Genomic DNA, 15,368 nt, shown 5'->3' on the forward strand with positions numbered 1-15,368 from the left:
TAGTACCAACAAGGGTTTTAAAAGGGCCAAGCTTTTCTTCTTAGAAAAGTTTGGCCCTTATTTTTTTCCATCGCAAATGACGAATAAACCTACCCTCTGACGCATTGACTAAGAAGGGCGATTTGCTCTTTTTTGCTAAATAATAACCCCGCATATTATCCCAGAAAACGAGTGGCTTTTTGTGTTTTACAGCCATTTTTATGGAGGCAATTAAAGTTATTATAAATCCGTAGCGCATGGTATACATCGCTTTTCCCTGCAGCAACCTTGCTTTTTGGTTATACGCCTTTCCCAAGGGGCGTAGGTGCTTAACGGCCAAGCTCTCCTCGGTGTGAATAGCGAACGCGTGGTACTGTGCTAGCAGCTCATCTACCGTATCCCATCCCATAGCGTTTTTAAGTCCACCAATAGCCTTAAAACAGTTTCTGGAGTAGGCCTTGAAGGCTCCGCGAACGTGATCTCGGTCCATAGGGTGGTTCAAGGTCCACGTTCCATCCTGGTCTTGCTCGTAAATAAAGCCGCCCGCTATGCCCACCTTGGGGTGCTGACGGAAAATCTGGGAGATGGTTTCAAAGTAATTTGGTGGAAGTATGGTATCTGCATCCAATTTTACCAGAAAATCATAGTCGGGGTCAATTTGCTCCAGACCTTTGTTAAAGGCGTTAATCACTTTGCTGCCAGGCATATGTTCCGTGGAAGAAGTGGTGTTAAGCTTGGTAATGAAATTGTATTGGGAGGTGAACCGGTCTATGATATCTTCCGTATTGTCTGTAGAATGGTCATTAACAACCACTACCTTTGCCGGTAGTAAGCTTTGGTCTACCACAGATTGCAAATGGGCAGATAAAAAGTTGCCCTCATTATGGGCGGGAATAATGATTTGATATTTCATGGCTCGACGTAAACAGCGACTAAAATACGAAAAGCAACTATGGAATGCCCAGGGCTGTTGATTGCTACTGTTAGTTTTCCTTTAGATTGTCCTTAGAAGTGGTAGTGCGTTCTGCATACACGATGTAATATCGGGGGGTAAAACTTCTTAATAGTGGTCTTATTCCTAACTTATTTACAGGGTTGGTCCATTTGGCCCTGTCTTTTATTTCCCAACCCGATTTTTCCAATAGCCAATCGAACTGCCAAGGCTCAAATTCGTGGTAATGTCGGTCCCAAGGATCTGTTTTACTGCGATACGCAGGGGAAAACCATAGTCGTAAGGGAATGCTTGCCACTAATTTATTGCTTTTAATTTCCCTGAGAATATTATAGGGGGCAACTAAATGTTCAAATATCTCGAAGGCGGTTACTACCTCTGCATCGCTTTGCTGTACCGAGGTAAAATCTAAGTCTAGGTCCTCTCCCTTGGTGTTGGATACCGTATATCCGTTCTCTTTCATGATTTTAGAGAAGGGGTTTTCTACACCAAGATCTAGGATAGGCTGATCCGGAGATACGTGTTTCTGTAGAAAAGCTAAGGTGTTTTTAAATCGTTTGTTCGGAAAAGTTTTCTCGTACATGGGTTAGTGACAGTTATACTCTGTAAACTATGGCGTTTATATTCATACCAGCGCCAACGCTCGCAAAGATAACAACATCTCCCTTGGAAATGGATTGGTTTTCTACTTTTCCTTTTTTTACCATATCATATAATGTGGGGATGGTAGCAACCGAGCTATTTCCTAACTTCGCAATATTCATGGGCATAATGCCTTCTGGCATTTCACGATTGTATTGCTTGTAGAAACGTTTTACAATGGCCTCATCCATTTTTTCGTTTGCTTGGTGGATAAAAATCTTTTTGATCTCAGAAATATCCACCCCACTCTCGTCCAAGCACTCTTTCATGGCCTTAGGGACATTGGTGACTGCAAATTCATAAATTTTTCGGCCATACATTTTAATGTACCGATGATCTTCTTCGGTTTCTTGGGAGTACGACTCGCCAAAGAAGAGAAAATAAGCTTCCCCATTGGCAAAGGTGGCGCTATTATGGGCTAATATCTCGCCATGGTCTTCCTTAGCTTCCACTATGGCAGCGCCAGCTCCGTCCGAATAGATCATGGAGTCACGGTCGTGCCTATCTACTACCCTGGATAGTGTTTCTGCACCAATTACCAGGCACTTTCTTGCAATGCCACTTTTTATAAATGCATTGGCCTGTATTACTCCTTCTACCCAGCCAGGGCAGCCGAACATTAGGTCGTATGCCACGCATTTGGGATTTTTAATTTGTAGCTGGTGTTTTACCCTTGTGGCTAAACTGGGCAAGGTGTCTCCTTGTGGTTTACCCTTGGATACATCGCCAAAATTATGGGCCACAATAATATAATCCAGATCTTCCTTATCAATACCTGCATCGGCGATTGCCTTTTCTGCGGCAAAGAAGGCCAAATTGGAGGTGTTTAAGTCTTCCGTGGCATAACGGCGCTCTTCTATACCTGTAATGTGCTTAAACTTTTGGATAATGACATCGTTGGGATGCTCAAAAGGAGTTCCATCGTCATTTAAAAATTCGTGGTTTATGAAATCCGTGTTTTTGGTTACTTCTGTTGGCAAATAAGAGCCAGTGCCTGTAATTCCAATTTTCATAATAAGGTGCTCATTTTAGTATAAATATATAATAATACATGGTAAGTTTTTACTGTGCAGACAGTTCTTACGATGTTCAATAGCCATTTTTCTGCGCTAGTGCAAAAGAAAACAGCCTTTCAAATAATGTTGAAGGGCTGCTATCTTGTTGATTGTCTGTCGTTTCTATGCTTCCATATAGGCGTCTATAGGAGCGCAGGTACAGATTAAATTACGGTCTCCATAGGCTTCATCTACTCGCCTAACAGAAGGCCAAAACTTATTTTCCATAATATAAGGTAATGGAAAAGCCGCTTTCTCTCTACTATAAGGAAATTGCCATTGGTCCGAGGTTATCATTTCCAAGGTGTGTGGAGCGTTTTTAAGCGGATTATTGCTATCCTCCAATGTTGCCTCGTCTATTTCTTCTCTAATAGAAATCATCGCGTTACAGAAACGATCTAATTCTGCTAAACTTTCACTTTCCGTGGGCTCAATCATTAAAGTCCCTGCTACGGGGAAGGAAACTGTAGGGGCATGAAAACCATAATCCATTAGTCTTTTGGCAATATCGGAAACCTCAATGCCTTTCTCTTTAAAGGGTCTACAGTCTATGATCAATTCATGGGCTGCCCTTCCCTGTTCTCCTGTGTAAAGTACTTCAAACCTGCCACTTAGCCTATTCTTTATGTAATTGGCATTTAAAATAGCGGTTCTAGTTGCTTGGGTGAGTCCACTTTCACCTAGCATCTTAATGTAGCCATAGGATATTAGGCATACCAATGAGCTTCCCCATGGGGCAGCAGAGATGGCAGTAATGGCTTTTTCTCCACCAGTGGTTATTACTGGGTTGCCCGGTAAAAAGGGAACTAATTGCTCTGCTACACAAATTGGGCCCACACCAGGTCCGCCTCCTCCGTGAGGAATAGCAAAGGTTTTGTGTAGGTTAAGATGACAAACGTCTGCTCCAATCGTTGCTGGGTTGGTAAGTCCTACCTGAGCGTTCATATTGGCACCATCCATATACACCTGTCCTCCATTGTCATGGATCACTTGGGTGATTTCCTTAATAGATGATTCAAAAACACCATGGGTAGAAGGGTAGGTAACCATTAAAGCAGCAAGGTTATCCTTGTGTAAAATTGCTTTTTCGGTTAAATCGGTTACGTCAATATTCCCATTTTCATCGGTTTTTGTCACTACCACTTTCATTCCGGCCATCACTGCAGATGCAGGGTTGGTTCCGTGGGCAGAAGCGGGAATTAAACATATGTTTCTGTGACCTTCGCCCTGAGATTCGTGATAAGCCCTAATAACCATTAATCCTGCATATTCCCCTTGTGCACCCGAATTAGGCTGAAGGGAGGTCCCGGCAAAACCTGTAATAATAGTGAGGTATCGCTCTAGTTCTTTAAGGACTATTTGATATCCTTCCGCTTGGTCTATAGGGGCAAAAGGATGTATGTTGCCCCAACGTGCCATGCTTATGGGGAGCATTTCCGAGGCTGCATTCAGCTTCATGGTGCAAGATCCCAAGGAAATCATGGAGTGGTTTAGGGCCAAATCTTTTCTTTCCAGTCGTTTGATGTAGCGCATCAACTCTGTTTCAGAATGATAGGAATTAAAGACCTCATTTTCCAAAAACGGGGAGTTTCTCCTAGCTGCAGGGGTGATGTTACAGTTGGTATCCAATTCTTGGAGAGTGTTTGTTTCTTTGCTCAGCGCCTCTGCAAAAATGTCTGTAATTTTTTGCAGGTCGTTTAGCGAGGTGGCCTCATTTAGGGAGATTCCTATGGTAGTATCATCAATATAACGGAAGTTCACTTCCTGTCTTTCAGCAATCGGTTTTACTTTTACGGCATCCGCCTTTACCATTAAGGTGTCAAAATAGGAGGTGTTCAGTTGGGTTGCCCCCAACTTTTCCAAGCTATTTGCCAAGGTAGTTGCAGAGCTATGTACTTTATTGGCAATGTATTGCAATCCTTTGGGGCCGTGATATACCGCATACATTCCTGCCATAACTGCTAAAAGCACTTGGGCAGTACAAATGTTAGAGGTGGCTCGGTCTCTTTTTATATGTTGCTCCCTTGTTTGCAAGGCCATTCTAAGTGCATGCTTCCCGTCTACGTCTTTGGTAACGCCTATAATTCTTCCTGGGATGCTTCTTTTATAGGCCTCTTTGGTGGCGAAATAGGCGGCATGTGGCCCCCCATAACCCAATGGGATTCCGAAACGCTGTGTGGTACCTACCACTACATCGGCACCAAACTCACCGGGAGGGGTAAGCATTACCAAGCTCAAGATATCTGCTGCTACAGCGATTTTTATATCCCTTTCTGCAGCATTAGCAGCAAATGAGGAGAAATCGTGTACTTGACCGTTTTTACCAGGATATTGTAGAAGCACCCCGTAAAAATCATCGCCAAAATCAAAATCCTCGTGATTCCCGACAACCAATTCAATGTCTAAAGGTGCAGATCTTGTTTTTAGTACGGACAGTGTCTGTGGTAAAATCTCTTCGGAAACAAAGAACTTCTGTGCTTTGTTCTTCTTTTTAGCTCGGCTACGCACCTCATAGAGCATCGTCATGGCCTCAGCTGCCGCAGTACTTTCGTCCAATAAGGAGGCGTTTGCCAACTCCATTCCGGTTAAATCTACCAACATAGTCTGGAAGTTTAACAAAGCTTCTAATCGCCCTTGGGCAATTTCTGCTTGGTATGGGGTGTATGCGGTATACCAACCCGGGTTTTCCAGAATGTTTCTTTTGATTACCGAAGGGGTTAAGCCTTCATGGTATCCAAGGCCAATGTAGGACTTAAATACTTTGTTCTTTTCGGAAAGATCTTGAATATGGGATAAATATTCGTGTTCGCTCATAGGCGAATCTAGATCTAAAGGTTGTTTTAACCGGATGTCATCGGGGATAGTCTCTTTGATCAACTCGTCTAAAGATGCAACATTAATGGTATTCAACATTTGTTGAAGATCCTTTTCTCCAATGCCGATGTGCCGTAGGGCAAATACATCTGTCCTCATATTTTGAATATTTTATCTAAAATAATGGTCTGCAAAAGTACTCATTATTTACAACTATTTTGTAGGTTTATTATGGATCACTATTAAAGTTTTTAACCAATTGCACAAGTTGTAAACAGTTGGTTGTTACCTTGCCCTATGTTTTATTTAAGACGCTTGTTCCATTTTTATCTCGATGCCAGTATACATACGGCATGGGCGGTTTTTGCCCTTATAGAGGTCACGGGAATGCTCTTTGGAATTCCAGGAGGGCGTCATTTTGCCTTATTGATGTTTTTTGGGACCATGGTGTGTTACAATTTTGTGAAATACGGGGTGCTGGCCAGGAAATATATCAGGGTGGCTACTACCTACCATGTCTACATACAGGTAGTTAGTTTTGTGGCCGGTGCCTTGGCCTTGTATCATGCCTCCCATATAACGTTAAGTGCCTGGCTGGGTATTGGTATACTGTTATTATTGACCTTGTTGTATGCCATTCCCTTGCTTCCCAGAGCTAGGAACCTTAGGAGTTTGGCCGGATTTAAAATAGTGGTGGTGGCTTTAGTTTGGGCAGGGGTTACCGTAATTTTGCCGGTGATGTCGGCTAGCCTACCCGTTGGCTGGGATGTGCTAGTTGAAACTATTCAGCGTTTTATATTGGTTATAGTGCTAATGATTCCTTTCGAGATTAGAGATCTGAAGTACGACGATAGGCAGTTGCAAACCTTGCCACAGCGTTTTGGGCTAATTAATTCTAAAATATTTGGGGCTTTTGGTGCCGTACTGTTTTTTTTAGTAACCTTTTTAAAGGGGAGTTATACGGATTTGGAGGTTCTGGGAAAAGGGATTGTGGTATTAATATTATGGTTAATGATCTTTAGAACAACAAGGATACAGTCTAAGTACTTCTCCTCGTTTTGGGTAGAGGGGATTCCTATTTTATGGTGGTTGATTTACTTGCTGATGGACCGTTTATTGTTGTTTGCCAGATAGTTTTTTCTTTAGCCTTTCCTTTTCTTCCAAGCCTAATGTCTTTAAGTTGGCCTTGTCGCAGAGTGCGGTGAGTCTGCTGTTCTTTTTAACAAAAGCTCTGCAAGTTCTACACAGAAGTAAGTGCAATCGTATCTGTAGTTTTTCTAGAAATGTAGCTTCCTTGTATTGGATTTTTGTGCATATAATTTCAGCTTGTCTGCAATTCCTCATATTTTGAACCAATTAGTATTTAGGCAATCCATTAGAGCGGTCCTAGCCCTATGGATAATAACCCAAAGATTAGACGGGTTTATATTGAGCTCCTTACACACTTCTTCGGTGCTTAAGCCATTAATTGTTTTTAGCGTAAAAGCCAATGCGTGTTTTTTAGGTAGTTTATTGATGCACTCCTGGATGGCTATGCCTAATTCCTCATTTTCCAAAGCGCTGTTCTCTAAAAGACTGGTAGGGTCTGCTACTTGTTGCTCCATAAAATCTCCACGCTGCTCAGTGTCCCTAGTTTGGGTTATGCGGACCATGGATTTTGCTTTTTGGGAGTTTATTTTTCGATAGTGGTCAATTACCTTTCTCTTGAGGATGGAAATAAGCCATGTACGCTCTGCCGCTTCCCCTTTAAAATTTTTGGCCGATTTTAACCCCGCAAAAAAGGTTTCTTGGACCAAATCCTTCGCTATTTCAGCATCGTTTACACGGGAAATAGCATAATTAAAGAGGTAGTCCGAATAGCGATCTACCCAAGTGTCCGGATTTAATAATTGCTTCGTCATACGCGTTGTATATTCAAAAGTAATTGATTTTTTTTGACTTGGATTGTTTAATTTTGGATTCAATCTTTTTTATTATGAGAATAGCCTTTTATTGCTTTATGTTGATTCTGCCTCTTATTGCGAGCTGCAAACAGGAGGTAAATGGTGAAATGCCTATAGTAGAATTTAATCAAAAGTTGCTTGCCGATGCTATTTTGGTGGATGTAAGGACTCCTGCCGAGTTTAATAGTGGGCACCTAGAAAATGCTCAAAATATAAACTGGTCCGATGCAGATTTTGCCACTAATTTTGAGGGGGTAGATAAAGATAAAACCATTTATCTGTACTGTAAAGTGGGAGGGCGAAGTGCCTTGGCCCAGAAAAAACTACAGGCAATGGGCTATACTAGAGTGGTGAACCTCACCGGTGGCTTTGACGCATGGAAGAATGAGCAACTAAAAAACCCAGATCAGCAATAGGGGGTGTCCGTATTACCAATCTGGGTGTAGATGGTTTACATTAAACTAAACTAGTCTAGTTGCTGTTTGGTCTATTTCGCTAATAATCCAGCTCGTTCCAAAAGTGGTTCCAATTTTGGCTCCCTACCCCTAAACCTCTTGTATAATTCCATAGGGTTTTCTGTGCCCCCTAGGGAAAGGATGTTGTCTTTAAATTTATTGGCAATTTCCTGGTTAAAAATCCCATGCTCTTTAAAATACGCAAAGGCATCGGCGTCCAAAACTTCTGCCCATTTATAACTGTAATAGCCCGAGGAGTATCCCCCTTGAAAAATATGGGAGAAAGAGGTGCTCATGCAGGTTTGTGCTACGTCTGGGAAAAGATCCGTTTCCTTAAAAGCTTTTTGCTCTTGAGCCTTTACATCGGTAATGCCGGTGGGGTCTGCAGCGTGCCATGACATGTCTAGTAGGCCAAAGCTCAATTGCCTTAGGGTAGCCATTCCCTCTTGGAAGGTTGCTGACTCCTTAATTTTGGATACATATTCCATAGGAATAGGTTCGCCGGTTTTGTAGTGAGTAGCGAATAATTCCAAGGCTTCTTTTTCATAACACCAGTTTTCCATAACCTGACTTGGTAGCTCTACAAAATCCCAATAAACGGATGTCCCGGAAAGTCCTGGGTAAACCGTATTGGCCAGCATCCCGTGCAAGCCATGTCCAAATTCATGGAATAGGGTGGTTACCTCATTAAAAGTTAGGAGGGAGGGTTTAGAAGCCGTGGGTTTGGTGAAATTGCATACATTGGAGATATGTGGACGTATATTTTCTCCATTTCGTATGTATTGGGGTTTATAGGAAGTCATCCAAGCACCGCCTCTTTTACCGGCCCTGGGATGGAAATCGGCATAGAATAAAGAGATCAAATTGTTGTCTCTGTCATATATGTGATAGGTTTTTACATCTGGATGGTACTTATCAACATCAAATACTTCCTTAAATCGCAAGCCAAATAATTTTTCGGAAATTTTAAAGACCCCGTCAATTACATTCTCTAGTTTAAAATAGGGCTTTAACTTTTCATCGTCCAGATCAAAAAGTTTTTGCTTTAACTTCTCCGAGTAATAGGCGCTGTCCCATTTTTCCAAACGGTCTATATTGTCTAGTTCTTTTGCAAACGCTTCCAATTGTTTGTATTCTCGTATAGCGGCAGGTTTAGCCATGGCCAGGAGCTCATTGAGGAATTCCTCTACCTTTTGCGGGGTTTGGGCCATGCGTTCTTCCAGCACAAAATGGGCATGTGTTTTGTACCCCAACAGGGTGGCCCGTTCATGTCTTAGCCTGGTGATGTTGAGGATGTTTTCCTGGTTGTCTAGTTCGTCCTTGTGAAAACCCTTGCTGCCGAAGGCGATGGAAAGCTCCTTGCGTAGTTCTCTGTTGGAAGCATATTTCATAAAAGGTATGTAGCTGGGATAATCTAAAGTGATTAGCCAGCCGGTTTTGCCTCTAGATTCCGCTAAATCTGCCGCGGCCTCCTTTTCTCCTTCTGGGAGTCCGTCCAAATCGGATTCCTTGGTGAGGTGCATTTCATATCGGTTGGTCTCTGCCAGTACATTTTCTCCAAATTTCAATGTTAGTTTGGAAAGTTCCGCATCTATTTCCCGTAAGCGTTTCTTTTTTTCTTCGGGTAAATTAGCTCCGTTTCGGCTAAAGCCCTTATATTTCTTTTCTAATAAGGTTTGTTCTTCTGGGGTTAATGAGAGCTGATCTTTTTGATTAAAAACCGCCTTAACCCTTTTGAATAAGGTTTCGTTTAAAGTAATATCATTGCTGAACTCGGAAAGTAAAGGCGAAACCTCTTGCGCAATCTTCTGGATCTCTTCGTTGGTCTCTGCCGAATTGAGATTGAAGAAAACACTGGTGACTCTATCTAATTGCTGTCCAGAGAAATCCAGAGCGGCAATGGTATTCTCAAAGGTGGGCTCCTCTGTATTTTGGGCAATGGCGTCAATCTCCTTTTTGGCATCTTCAATAGCCTGCAAGATGGCAGGTTTAAAGTGCTCGTTTTTTATTTTGGAAAACGGAGCCGTATCAAAGGGGGTTAATAATGGATTGTTCATGCGTTATTTTTTTGAAGTTGTAAAAAATAATGGTTTTTAACGTGGACCATAGGGATAGTCCCAAAGATAGCAGAAGGGGACCCTAGTAGGCTTGGCCTCTATTTTGGTTAGCAACCATCACTTGACTTCCCAAGACTAACAGGTAAAAATAGTTGAATTACCTAATCCTGGGAAGAGCTACCTTAGTATTACTGTTTTTCGTGGACCGATTTTGCGCCCTCGATTACCTTTTGCTTCAAACCTTCCTTGTAAAGGATAATCTTGTCCAGAACACATTTGTCTGAAGCTCCAATTATTTGGGCGGCCAAAATTCCCGCATTTTTGGCCCCATCTAGGGCTACGGTGGCCACTGGAACTCCGCCCGGCATTTGTAGTATGGAGAGTACGGAATCCCAGCCGTCTATAGAATTTCGACTCTTAACCGGAACCCCAATTACGGGTAGGGGAGACATAGACGCCACCATTCCCGGTAGGTGGGCGGCTCCTCCTGCACCTGCAATGATTACTGAAATTCCTTTAAGATGGGCATTTTTGCTAAAATCGAATAGCTTTTCCGGGGTGCGATGGGCAGATACGATGTCTACCTCAACTTCAATGTCAAAGCCTTTTAATATGTCAATGGCTTCCTGCATTATTGGGAGGTCGCTGGTACTTCCCATTACTACCGCTACTTTACTCATAATATATTGTAAATTTCTTTATTGCAAATATTATTTACTAATCACTTTAATGGTGTTTTTTACCAGTTCCGCTGTTTTCCTGGCTTCACTAATATCTGGGTTAACAATGGTAACGTGTCCCATTTTTCGGAAAGGTCTGGTCTGTCTTTTCCCGTAGATGTGGGGGGTAACCCCTTCCAGCTTCATTATATCTTCAATGTGCTGGTATACCACATCGCCGGTGTGTCCTTCTGCTCCCACCAGGTTTACCATTATACCAGCCACCTTGCTTTCCGTACTGCCCAAAGGCAGGTCTAAAATAGCGCGGATATGCTGCTCAAATTGATTGGTATAACTGGCCTCTATACTATAATGTCCACTGTTGTGTGGTCTTGGGGCCACCTCGTTAACCAAGATTTGATCATCTTCGGTCTGAAACATTTCTACAGCCAAAATCCCCACCTGCTTTAGTTTGTCGGAGACTTTTAGGGCAATTTCATTGGCTTTTTTGGCCACAGATTCTGAAATTCGAGCCGGACAAAGGACGTATTCTACCTGATTGGCCTCTGGGTGAAACTCCATTTCTACCACCGGATAGGTCTTTACCTCCCCACTGGCACTGCGGGCAACAATCACAGCAAGTTCATTCTTAAAGGGGACTAGCTCTTCGGTAATACATTCCCCCGCTGGCAAGTCTTCCAAGTCTTGAAGCTTTCGGACTACCTTAACCCCTTGACCGTCATACCCAAATAGGGTGGCTTTCCATATAAAAGGGAATTTTAATCCTCCATTTGCGATGCTGTCCTCAATTTCACTTTTATAGGCAAAACGCTGAAAATCTGCAGTGGGAATGCCATTGTCCACATAAAATAACTTCTGTTTGGCCTTGTTCTGAATAATGCGTAAGGCCTGGGTGGGAGGGTATACTTTTACTCCCTCTTCCTCTAGTTTGGCAAGGGCGTCTAAGTTTACATTTTCAATTTCTATAGTAAGGATATCTACCTTCTTTCCTAGGTTGTAAACAGCATCGTAATCCATTAAGTCCCCATGGATAAACTCGTTGCAAGCGATTCTGGAGGGTGCATCGGACGATGGGTCCATTACCTTGGTGTGGATATCGTATTTTCGGGTCTCGTACAACATCATTTTTCCCAATTGTCCGCCGCCGAGAATTCCCAATTTAAAATCAGAAGAAAAATAGTTCATTAGAAATGATTGCTATTAAATATTTATGAAATGTGGTGTTTTAAGCACAAAAATACGCTTAAATCTTAGAAACTGGACCCGATCGGGTAAAAAAGAGAAATCAAAGTGCTATATTTGCCAACTTGAATTTGTTATAAAAATCAGTGGCATTGATAAAGCTTCACGACAAATACTTTAAGCCATTTATAAGCGAGGGCGAAATTTTGGCCGCGGTAAAAAAGATGGCAGACACCATTGCAGAAGACTATAAAGGGGAAGTTCCCATCTTTGTAGGTGTGCTAAATGGGTCATTTATGTTTGTGTCCGATTTTCTGAAAGCGTATCAGCATCCATGTGAGGTTTCTTTTGTGCGATTGAGTTCTTACCAAGGGCTCACCTCCACGGGAATTGTGGAAACCCTATTGGACGTCCCGGAAAATATTGAGGGGCGTAGTGTAATTATTTTGGAAGACATTATCGATACGGGGCGGACAGTGAGGAAATTGATCGATATATTTTCGGAAACCAACGTAAAGGACTTCAAAATTGCTACCATGTTTTACAAATCCGACGTCTACAGTGGGGAGTATGATATTGATTATTTCGGGATGAAGATTGAGGATAAGTTTATTGTGGGCTACGGATTGGATTATAATGAATTGGGAAGAAATTTAAAGGAAGTTTATCAAATTAACCAAAGACACATGATTAATCTCGTTTTGTTCGGGAAACCGGGAGCAGGTAAGGGTACGCAGGCCTCGTTTTTAAAAGAAAAATATAACCTTAAACACATTTCCACCGGGGATGTTTTTAGGTTCAACATAAAGAATGGTACCGAATTAGGTAAACTTGCCAAGTCTTATATAGACAAAGGAGAACTGGTCCCAGATGAGGTAACCATAAATATGTTGCAAGACGAGGTGGAGAAAAATGCCGATGCCAGTGGCTTTATTTTTGATGGTTTTCCAAGAACTACTGCACAGGCAAAAGCCTTGGATGATTTCTTGGTATCCAAACAAATGAAAATTGATGCTACTATTGCTTTGGAGGCAAATGATGAGGTGTTAATCCAGCGATTGCTAGAACGTGGCAAGGTAAGCGGAAGGTCTGATGACCAGGATGAGGATAAAATCCGTTACAGATTTGAGGAATATAACGAGAAAACTGCACCCTTAAAAGATTACTACGACGCTCAAGGGAAGTTTCATAGTGTAAACGGGATAGGCTCCATAGAGGATATAACCAGCCGTTTGGCCAAAGTAATTGAAGAATTACAGGAGGCCTAAACTTCCATAAACAAGGCCCAATGCATTGTTAACGCCTGTAATTATGGGTGATATGACCTTTGTTCGTGGCAGACTAATCTCTAGGAGGTCGTAAAGTTTATTAAAGTGCTTTTTTCTAGCTTGTGATTTGAAATATTAAACTAATTAAATGACTGAGGGAAATTTTGTTGATTATGTAAAAGTACACCTAGAATCTGGTAAAGGGGGAAAGGGATCTGTACACTTACATAGGGAAAAGTTTATTACTAAAGGTGGTCCCGATGGGGGCGATGGAGGTAGAGGTGGACATGTAATTGTTCGTGGAAACAAAAACCTTTGGACCTTATTGAGCTTTAAATATACCCGTACTTTTAGGGCCGGACATGGTGAGCATGGAAGCAAGAATAGGAGTACTGGTGCAGATGGGAAAGATGTATATATAGAAGTGCCCTTGGGAACGGTGATAAAAGATGCAGAATCCCAAGAAGTATTGCTGGAAATCACCGAGGACCAAGAGGAGGTAATTCTGGCCAAAGGTGGATTGGGAGGTCGTGGTAACTGGCATTTTAAAACCTCTACCAATCAAACTCCAAGATATGCTCAGCCAGGAATGGAAGGGGAGGAGTTAGATGTTATCATGGAATTGAAAGTGCTTGCCGATGTTGGGCTTGTAGGGTTTCCCAATGCTGGAAAATCTACCTTGCTATCCGTACTTACTTCCGCAAAACCAAAAATTGCCGATTACGAATTTACCACCCTCAAGCCTAACTTGGGGATTGTGGAGTACAGGGACTTTAAAAGTTTTGTTATAGCCGATATTCCAGGAATTATAGAAGGTGCTGCTGAAGGAAGGGGACTTGGTCATTACTTTTTACGGCATATTGAACGAAATTCTACCTTGTTGTTTTTGATCCCTGCAGACAGTAAGGATATATCCAAGGAATACGAAATTTTATTGGATGAACTCCGAAGGTATAACCCAGACCTTTTAGAAAAATCACGACTTTTGGTCATTTCAAAATCCGATATGTTGGATGACGAACTCATGGCCGAAATGAAAACGGAGCTAGATAAGGACTTTAAGGATATACCCTATATGTTTATATCTTCCGTGGCGCAGTTAGGTCTAGTAGAGCTTAAAGATAAGCTCTGGGCCATGCTGAACGATTAATTCCAAACCGAGCAATTAGGATTTTTTTGTACGGATATGCCTGGTCTTGGGTTGGTTAATTTTCCATGCATTATAAAATAGGGAAGTGTAATTTTCACTATTTTTATAAAAACGTCTTCCATGAAAACGGTATTATCCATTTTTATCCTTGTTTCGATAGTTTCCTGTAGTGCTATTAATGTACAATACGACTACGATAAGGCAACTGTTTTTTCTGCCTATACCACCTATAACTACTATCCGGATATGGAGACCGGTCTAAGTGAGCTGGATACCCGTAGGCTTATGAGAGCCATCGATTCTACCTTGAGGAACAAAGGATTTCTATTGTCTGAGGAGCCAGATTTTTATGTGGCTATCTTAGGGCGCACCCTTCATGCCACTCCACGAAATACCGTAGGTGTTGGTGTTGGTGGTACAGGGAGAAGTGTAGGGGGCGGATTGTCTGTTGGCATTCCTGTAGGTGCTTCTAAGATGGAATGGGAAATACAATTTGATTTTGTAGATAGGTATAAAGATGAGCTATTTTGGCAAGCTGTTGCCACGCGTTCTTTTAATCCAAACAGTGGTCCGCAAAAAAGAGAGGAGATACTGAGGGCTATGGTAGAGAAAGCATTTGTAAAATACCCGCCCAAAGAAAAGTAAGTCGCAAGCATTCCTGTTTAACTTTCATTAGACCTTTTTGGTTTTAAAAAAAAATAGCAGCTGGTATTGGCCAGCTGCTGTTTATGGTCATATTCAATCCTTATTGTTTTAGGGTCTTAAAATATCTTTGTATCTCTCCTTATAAGCATAGAGCATAACGATATTCAATATTATAAGGACTAGGGCTCCTCCTATGGAACTTGGCTCTAGAAAAGCGTGAAATAACATTGCATTTACAGAGATTATCATCAGAATAAGCATCATTAATGGTGCAAACTTGTCGAGCAACAAAGAAACTCCTGCAAGTATTTCAACAATGGCAACAATGTATAGGGTGTTGGTGCTCATTAAGGCCGAAAAATAGTTCATGGCGGCCTCTGACATTTCACCGGCTGGCATAAAATGTAGAAATTTATTAGCCCCAAAAACAATGAGAAAAAGTCCGAAGACTATTCTTAGTCCTATGAAAAATGTAGAGTTCATGATTATGGATTTTATATTGGTTATGTTAAATTAATAAAAAATTCCATGTTATCCAGATATTTA

The 15,368-nt window shown here is 41.8% G+C and carries 14 protein-coding genes; 5 read left to right on the forward strand and 9 right to left on the reverse strand.

What is annotated here, in order from left to right; all coding sequences use genetic code 11:
• Positions 1 to 40: 40 nt before the first annotated feature.
• The 4 genes from BV214_RS06325 to gcvP form a co-directional block, all read right to left on the reverse strand.
• On the reverse strand, positions 41 to 892 hold the full coding sequence (locus BV214_RS06325) for a glycosyltransferase family 2 protein (RefSeq protein WP_086476656.1): 852 nt from the start codon (positions 890 to 892) through the stop codon (positions 41 to 43).
• A gap of 70 nt (positions 893 to 962) precedes the next feature.
• Positions 963 to 1,514, reverse strand: coding sequence for a class I SAM-dependent methyltransferase (locus tag BV214_RS06330; RefSeq protein ID WP_086476657.1), 552 nt, complete (start codon positions 1,512 to 1,514; stop codon positions 963 to 965).
• A gap of 13 nt (positions 1,515 to 1,527) precedes the next feature.
• Complete coding sequence (locus BV214_RS06335) at positions 1,528 to 2,586, reverse strand: 3-oxoacyl-ACP synthase III family protein (protein WP_086476658.1); 1,059 nt, start codon at positions 2,584 to 2,586, stop codon at positions 1,528 to 1,530.
• A 165-nt stretch (positions 2,587 to 2,751) separates the two neighbouring features.
• On the reverse strand, positions 2,752 to 5,601 hold the full coding sequence (gene gcvP / locus BV214_RS06340; protein ID WP_086476659.1) for an aminomethyl-transferring glycine dehydrogenase: 2,850 nt from the start codon (positions 5,599 to 5,601) through the stop codon (positions 2,752 to 2,754).
• A gap of 138 nt (positions 5,602 to 5,739) precedes the next feature.
• On the opposite strand from gcvP, the gene BV214_RS06345 reads away from it, so the two are divergent.
• Positions 5,740 to 6,576, forward strand: a complete 837-nt coding sequence (locus BV214_RS06345; protein WP_086476660.1) for a UbiA prenyltransferase family protein — start codon at positions 5,740 to 5,742, stop codon at positions 6,574 to 6,576.
• 206 nt (positions 6,577 to 6,782) lie between these two features.
• On the opposite strand, the gene BV214_RS06355 is transcribed toward BV214_RS06345, so the two are convergent.
• A complete protein-coding gene (locus BV214_RS06355) occupies positions 6,783 to 7,343 on the reverse strand; it encodes a sigma-70 family RNA polymerase sigma factor (protein WP_086476662.1) in 561 nt (186 codons plus the stop codon).
• Between the two features lie 74 nt (positions 7,344 to 7,417).
• Here BV214_RS06355 and BV214_RS06360 point away from each other — a divergent pair, with 74 nt between their 5' ends.
• Complete coding sequence (locus tag BV214_RS06360; RefSeq protein ID WP_223883340.1) at positions 7,418 to 7,801, forward strand: rhodanese-like domain-containing protein; 384 nt, start codon at positions 7,418 to 7,420, stop codon at positions 7,799 to 7,801.
• Positions 7,802 to 7,872: 71 nt separating this feature from the next.
• On the opposite strand, the gene BV214_RS06365 is transcribed toward BV214_RS06360, so the two are convergent.
• The 3 genes from BV214_RS06365 to BV214_RS06375 form a co-directional block, all read right to left on the reverse strand.
• Entirely contained in the window at positions 7,873 to 9,897 is a 2,025-nt protein-coding gene (locus BV214_RS06365; RefSeq protein WP_086476663.1) for a M3 family metallopeptidase, read from the reverse strand.
• A gap of 188 nt (positions 9,898 to 10,085) precedes the next feature.
• On the reverse strand, positions 10,086 to 10,577 hold the full coding sequence (gene purE / locus BV214_RS06370) for a 5-(carboxyamino)imidazole ribonucleotide mutase (protein WP_086476664.1): 492 nt from the start codon (positions 10,575 to 10,577) through the stop codon (positions 10,086 to 10,088).
• A gap of 30 nt (positions 10,578 to 10,607) precedes the next feature.
• Positions 10,608 to 11,762, reverse strand: a complete 1,155-nt coding sequence (locus BV214_RS06375) for a 5-(carboxyamino)imidazole ribonucleotide synthase (RefSeq protein WP_086476665.1) — start codon at positions 11,760 to 11,762, stop codon at positions 10,608 to 10,610.
• Positions 11,763 to 11,911: 149 nt separating this feature from the next.
• Between BV214_RS06375 and BV214_RS06380 the strand changes: the two genes are divergently transcribed.
• The 3 genes from BV214_RS06380 to BV214_RS06390 all read left to right on the forward strand — a co-directional run bounded on the left by BV214_RS06380 (position 11,912) and on the right by BV214_RS06390 (position 14,822).
• Positions 11,912 to 13,027, forward strand: coding sequence for an adenylate kinase (locus BV214_RS06380; protein WP_086476676.1), 1,116 nt, complete (start codon positions 11,912 to 11,914; stop codon positions 13,025 to 13,027).
• A gap of 148 nt (positions 13,028 to 13,175) precedes the next feature.
• Positions 13,176 to 14,177, forward strand: a complete 1,002-nt coding sequence (obgE, locus tag BV214_RS06385; RefSeq protein WP_086476666.1) for a GTPase ObgE — start codon at positions 13,176 to 13,178, stop codon at positions 14,175 to 14,177.
• A 120-nt stretch (positions 14,178 to 14,297) separates the two neighbouring features.
• Positions 14,298 to 14,822, forward strand: a complete 525-nt coding sequence (locus BV214_RS06390; protein WP_086476667.1) for a DUF4136 domain-containing protein — start codon at positions 14,298 to 14,300, stop codon at positions 14,820 to 14,822.
• A 108-nt stretch (positions 14,823 to 14,930) separates the two neighbouring features.
• Here BV214_RS06390 and BV214_RS06395 read toward each other — a convergent pair whose 3' ends face one another.
• Positions 14,931 to 15,305, reverse strand: coding sequence for a DoxX family membrane protein (locus tag BV214_RS06395; protein WP_086476668.1), 375 nt, complete (start codon positions 15,303 to 15,305; stop codon positions 14,931 to 14,933).
• Positions 15,306 to 15,368: the final 63 nt, after the last annotated feature.

Source organism: Arenibacter amylolyticus (genome assembly GCF_002150785.1).
GTDB classification, from domain to species: domain Bacteria; phylum Bacteroidota; class Bacteroidia; order Flavobacteriales; family Flavobacteriaceae; genus Arenibacter; species Arenibacter amylolyticus.

Coding starts and splice junctions, on each gene's coding strand:
- BV214_RS06325 (WP_086476656.1), bottom strand. CDS start 892: ATGAAATATCAAATCATTATTCCCGCCCATAATGAGGGCAACTTTTTA.
- BV214_RS06330 (WP_086476657.1), bottom strand. CDS start 1,514: ATGTACGAGAAAACTTTTCCGAACAAACGATTTAAAAACACCTTAGCT.
- BV214_RS06335 (WP_086476658.1), bottom strand. CDS start 2,586: ATGAAAATTGGAATTACAGGCACTGGCTCTTATTTGCCAACAGAAGTA.
- gcvP (WP_086476659.1), bottom strand. CDS start 5,601: ATGAGGACAGATGTATTTGCCCTACGGCACATCGGCATTGGAGAAAAG.
- BV214_RS06345 (WP_086476660.1), top strand. CDS start 5,740: ATGTTTTATTTAAGACGCTTGTTCCATTTTTATCTCGATGCCAGTATA.
- BV214_RS06355 (WP_086476662.1), bottom strand. CDS start 7,343: ATGACGAAGCAATTATTAAATCCGGACACTTGGGTAGATCGCTATTCG.
- BV214_RS06360 (WP_223883340.1), top strand. CDS start 7,418: ATGAGAATAGCCTTTTATTGCTTTATGTTGATTCTGCCTCTTATTGCG.
- BV214_RS06365 (WP_086476663.1), bottom strand. CDS start 9,897: ATGAACAATCCATTATTAACCCCCTTTGATACGGCTCCGTTTTCCAAA.
- purE (WP_086476664.1), bottom strand. CDS start 10,577: ATGAGTAAAGTAGCGGTAGTAATGGGAAGTACCAGCGACCTCCCAATA.
- BV214_RS06375 (WP_086476665.1), bottom strand. CDS start 11,762: ATGAACTATTTTTCTTCTGATTTTAAATTGGGAATTCTCGGCGGCGGA.
- obgE (WP_086476666.1), top strand. CDS start 13,176: ATGACTGAGGGAAATTTTGTTGATTATGTAAAAGTACACCTAGAATCT.
- BV214_RS06390 (WP_086476667.1), top strand. CDS start 14,298: ATGAAAACGGTATTATCCATTTTTATCCTTGTTTCGATAGTTTCCTGT.
- BV214_RS06395 (WP_086476668.1), bottom strand. CDS start 15,305: ATGAACTCTACATTTTTCATAGGACTAAGAATAGTCTTCGGACTTTTT.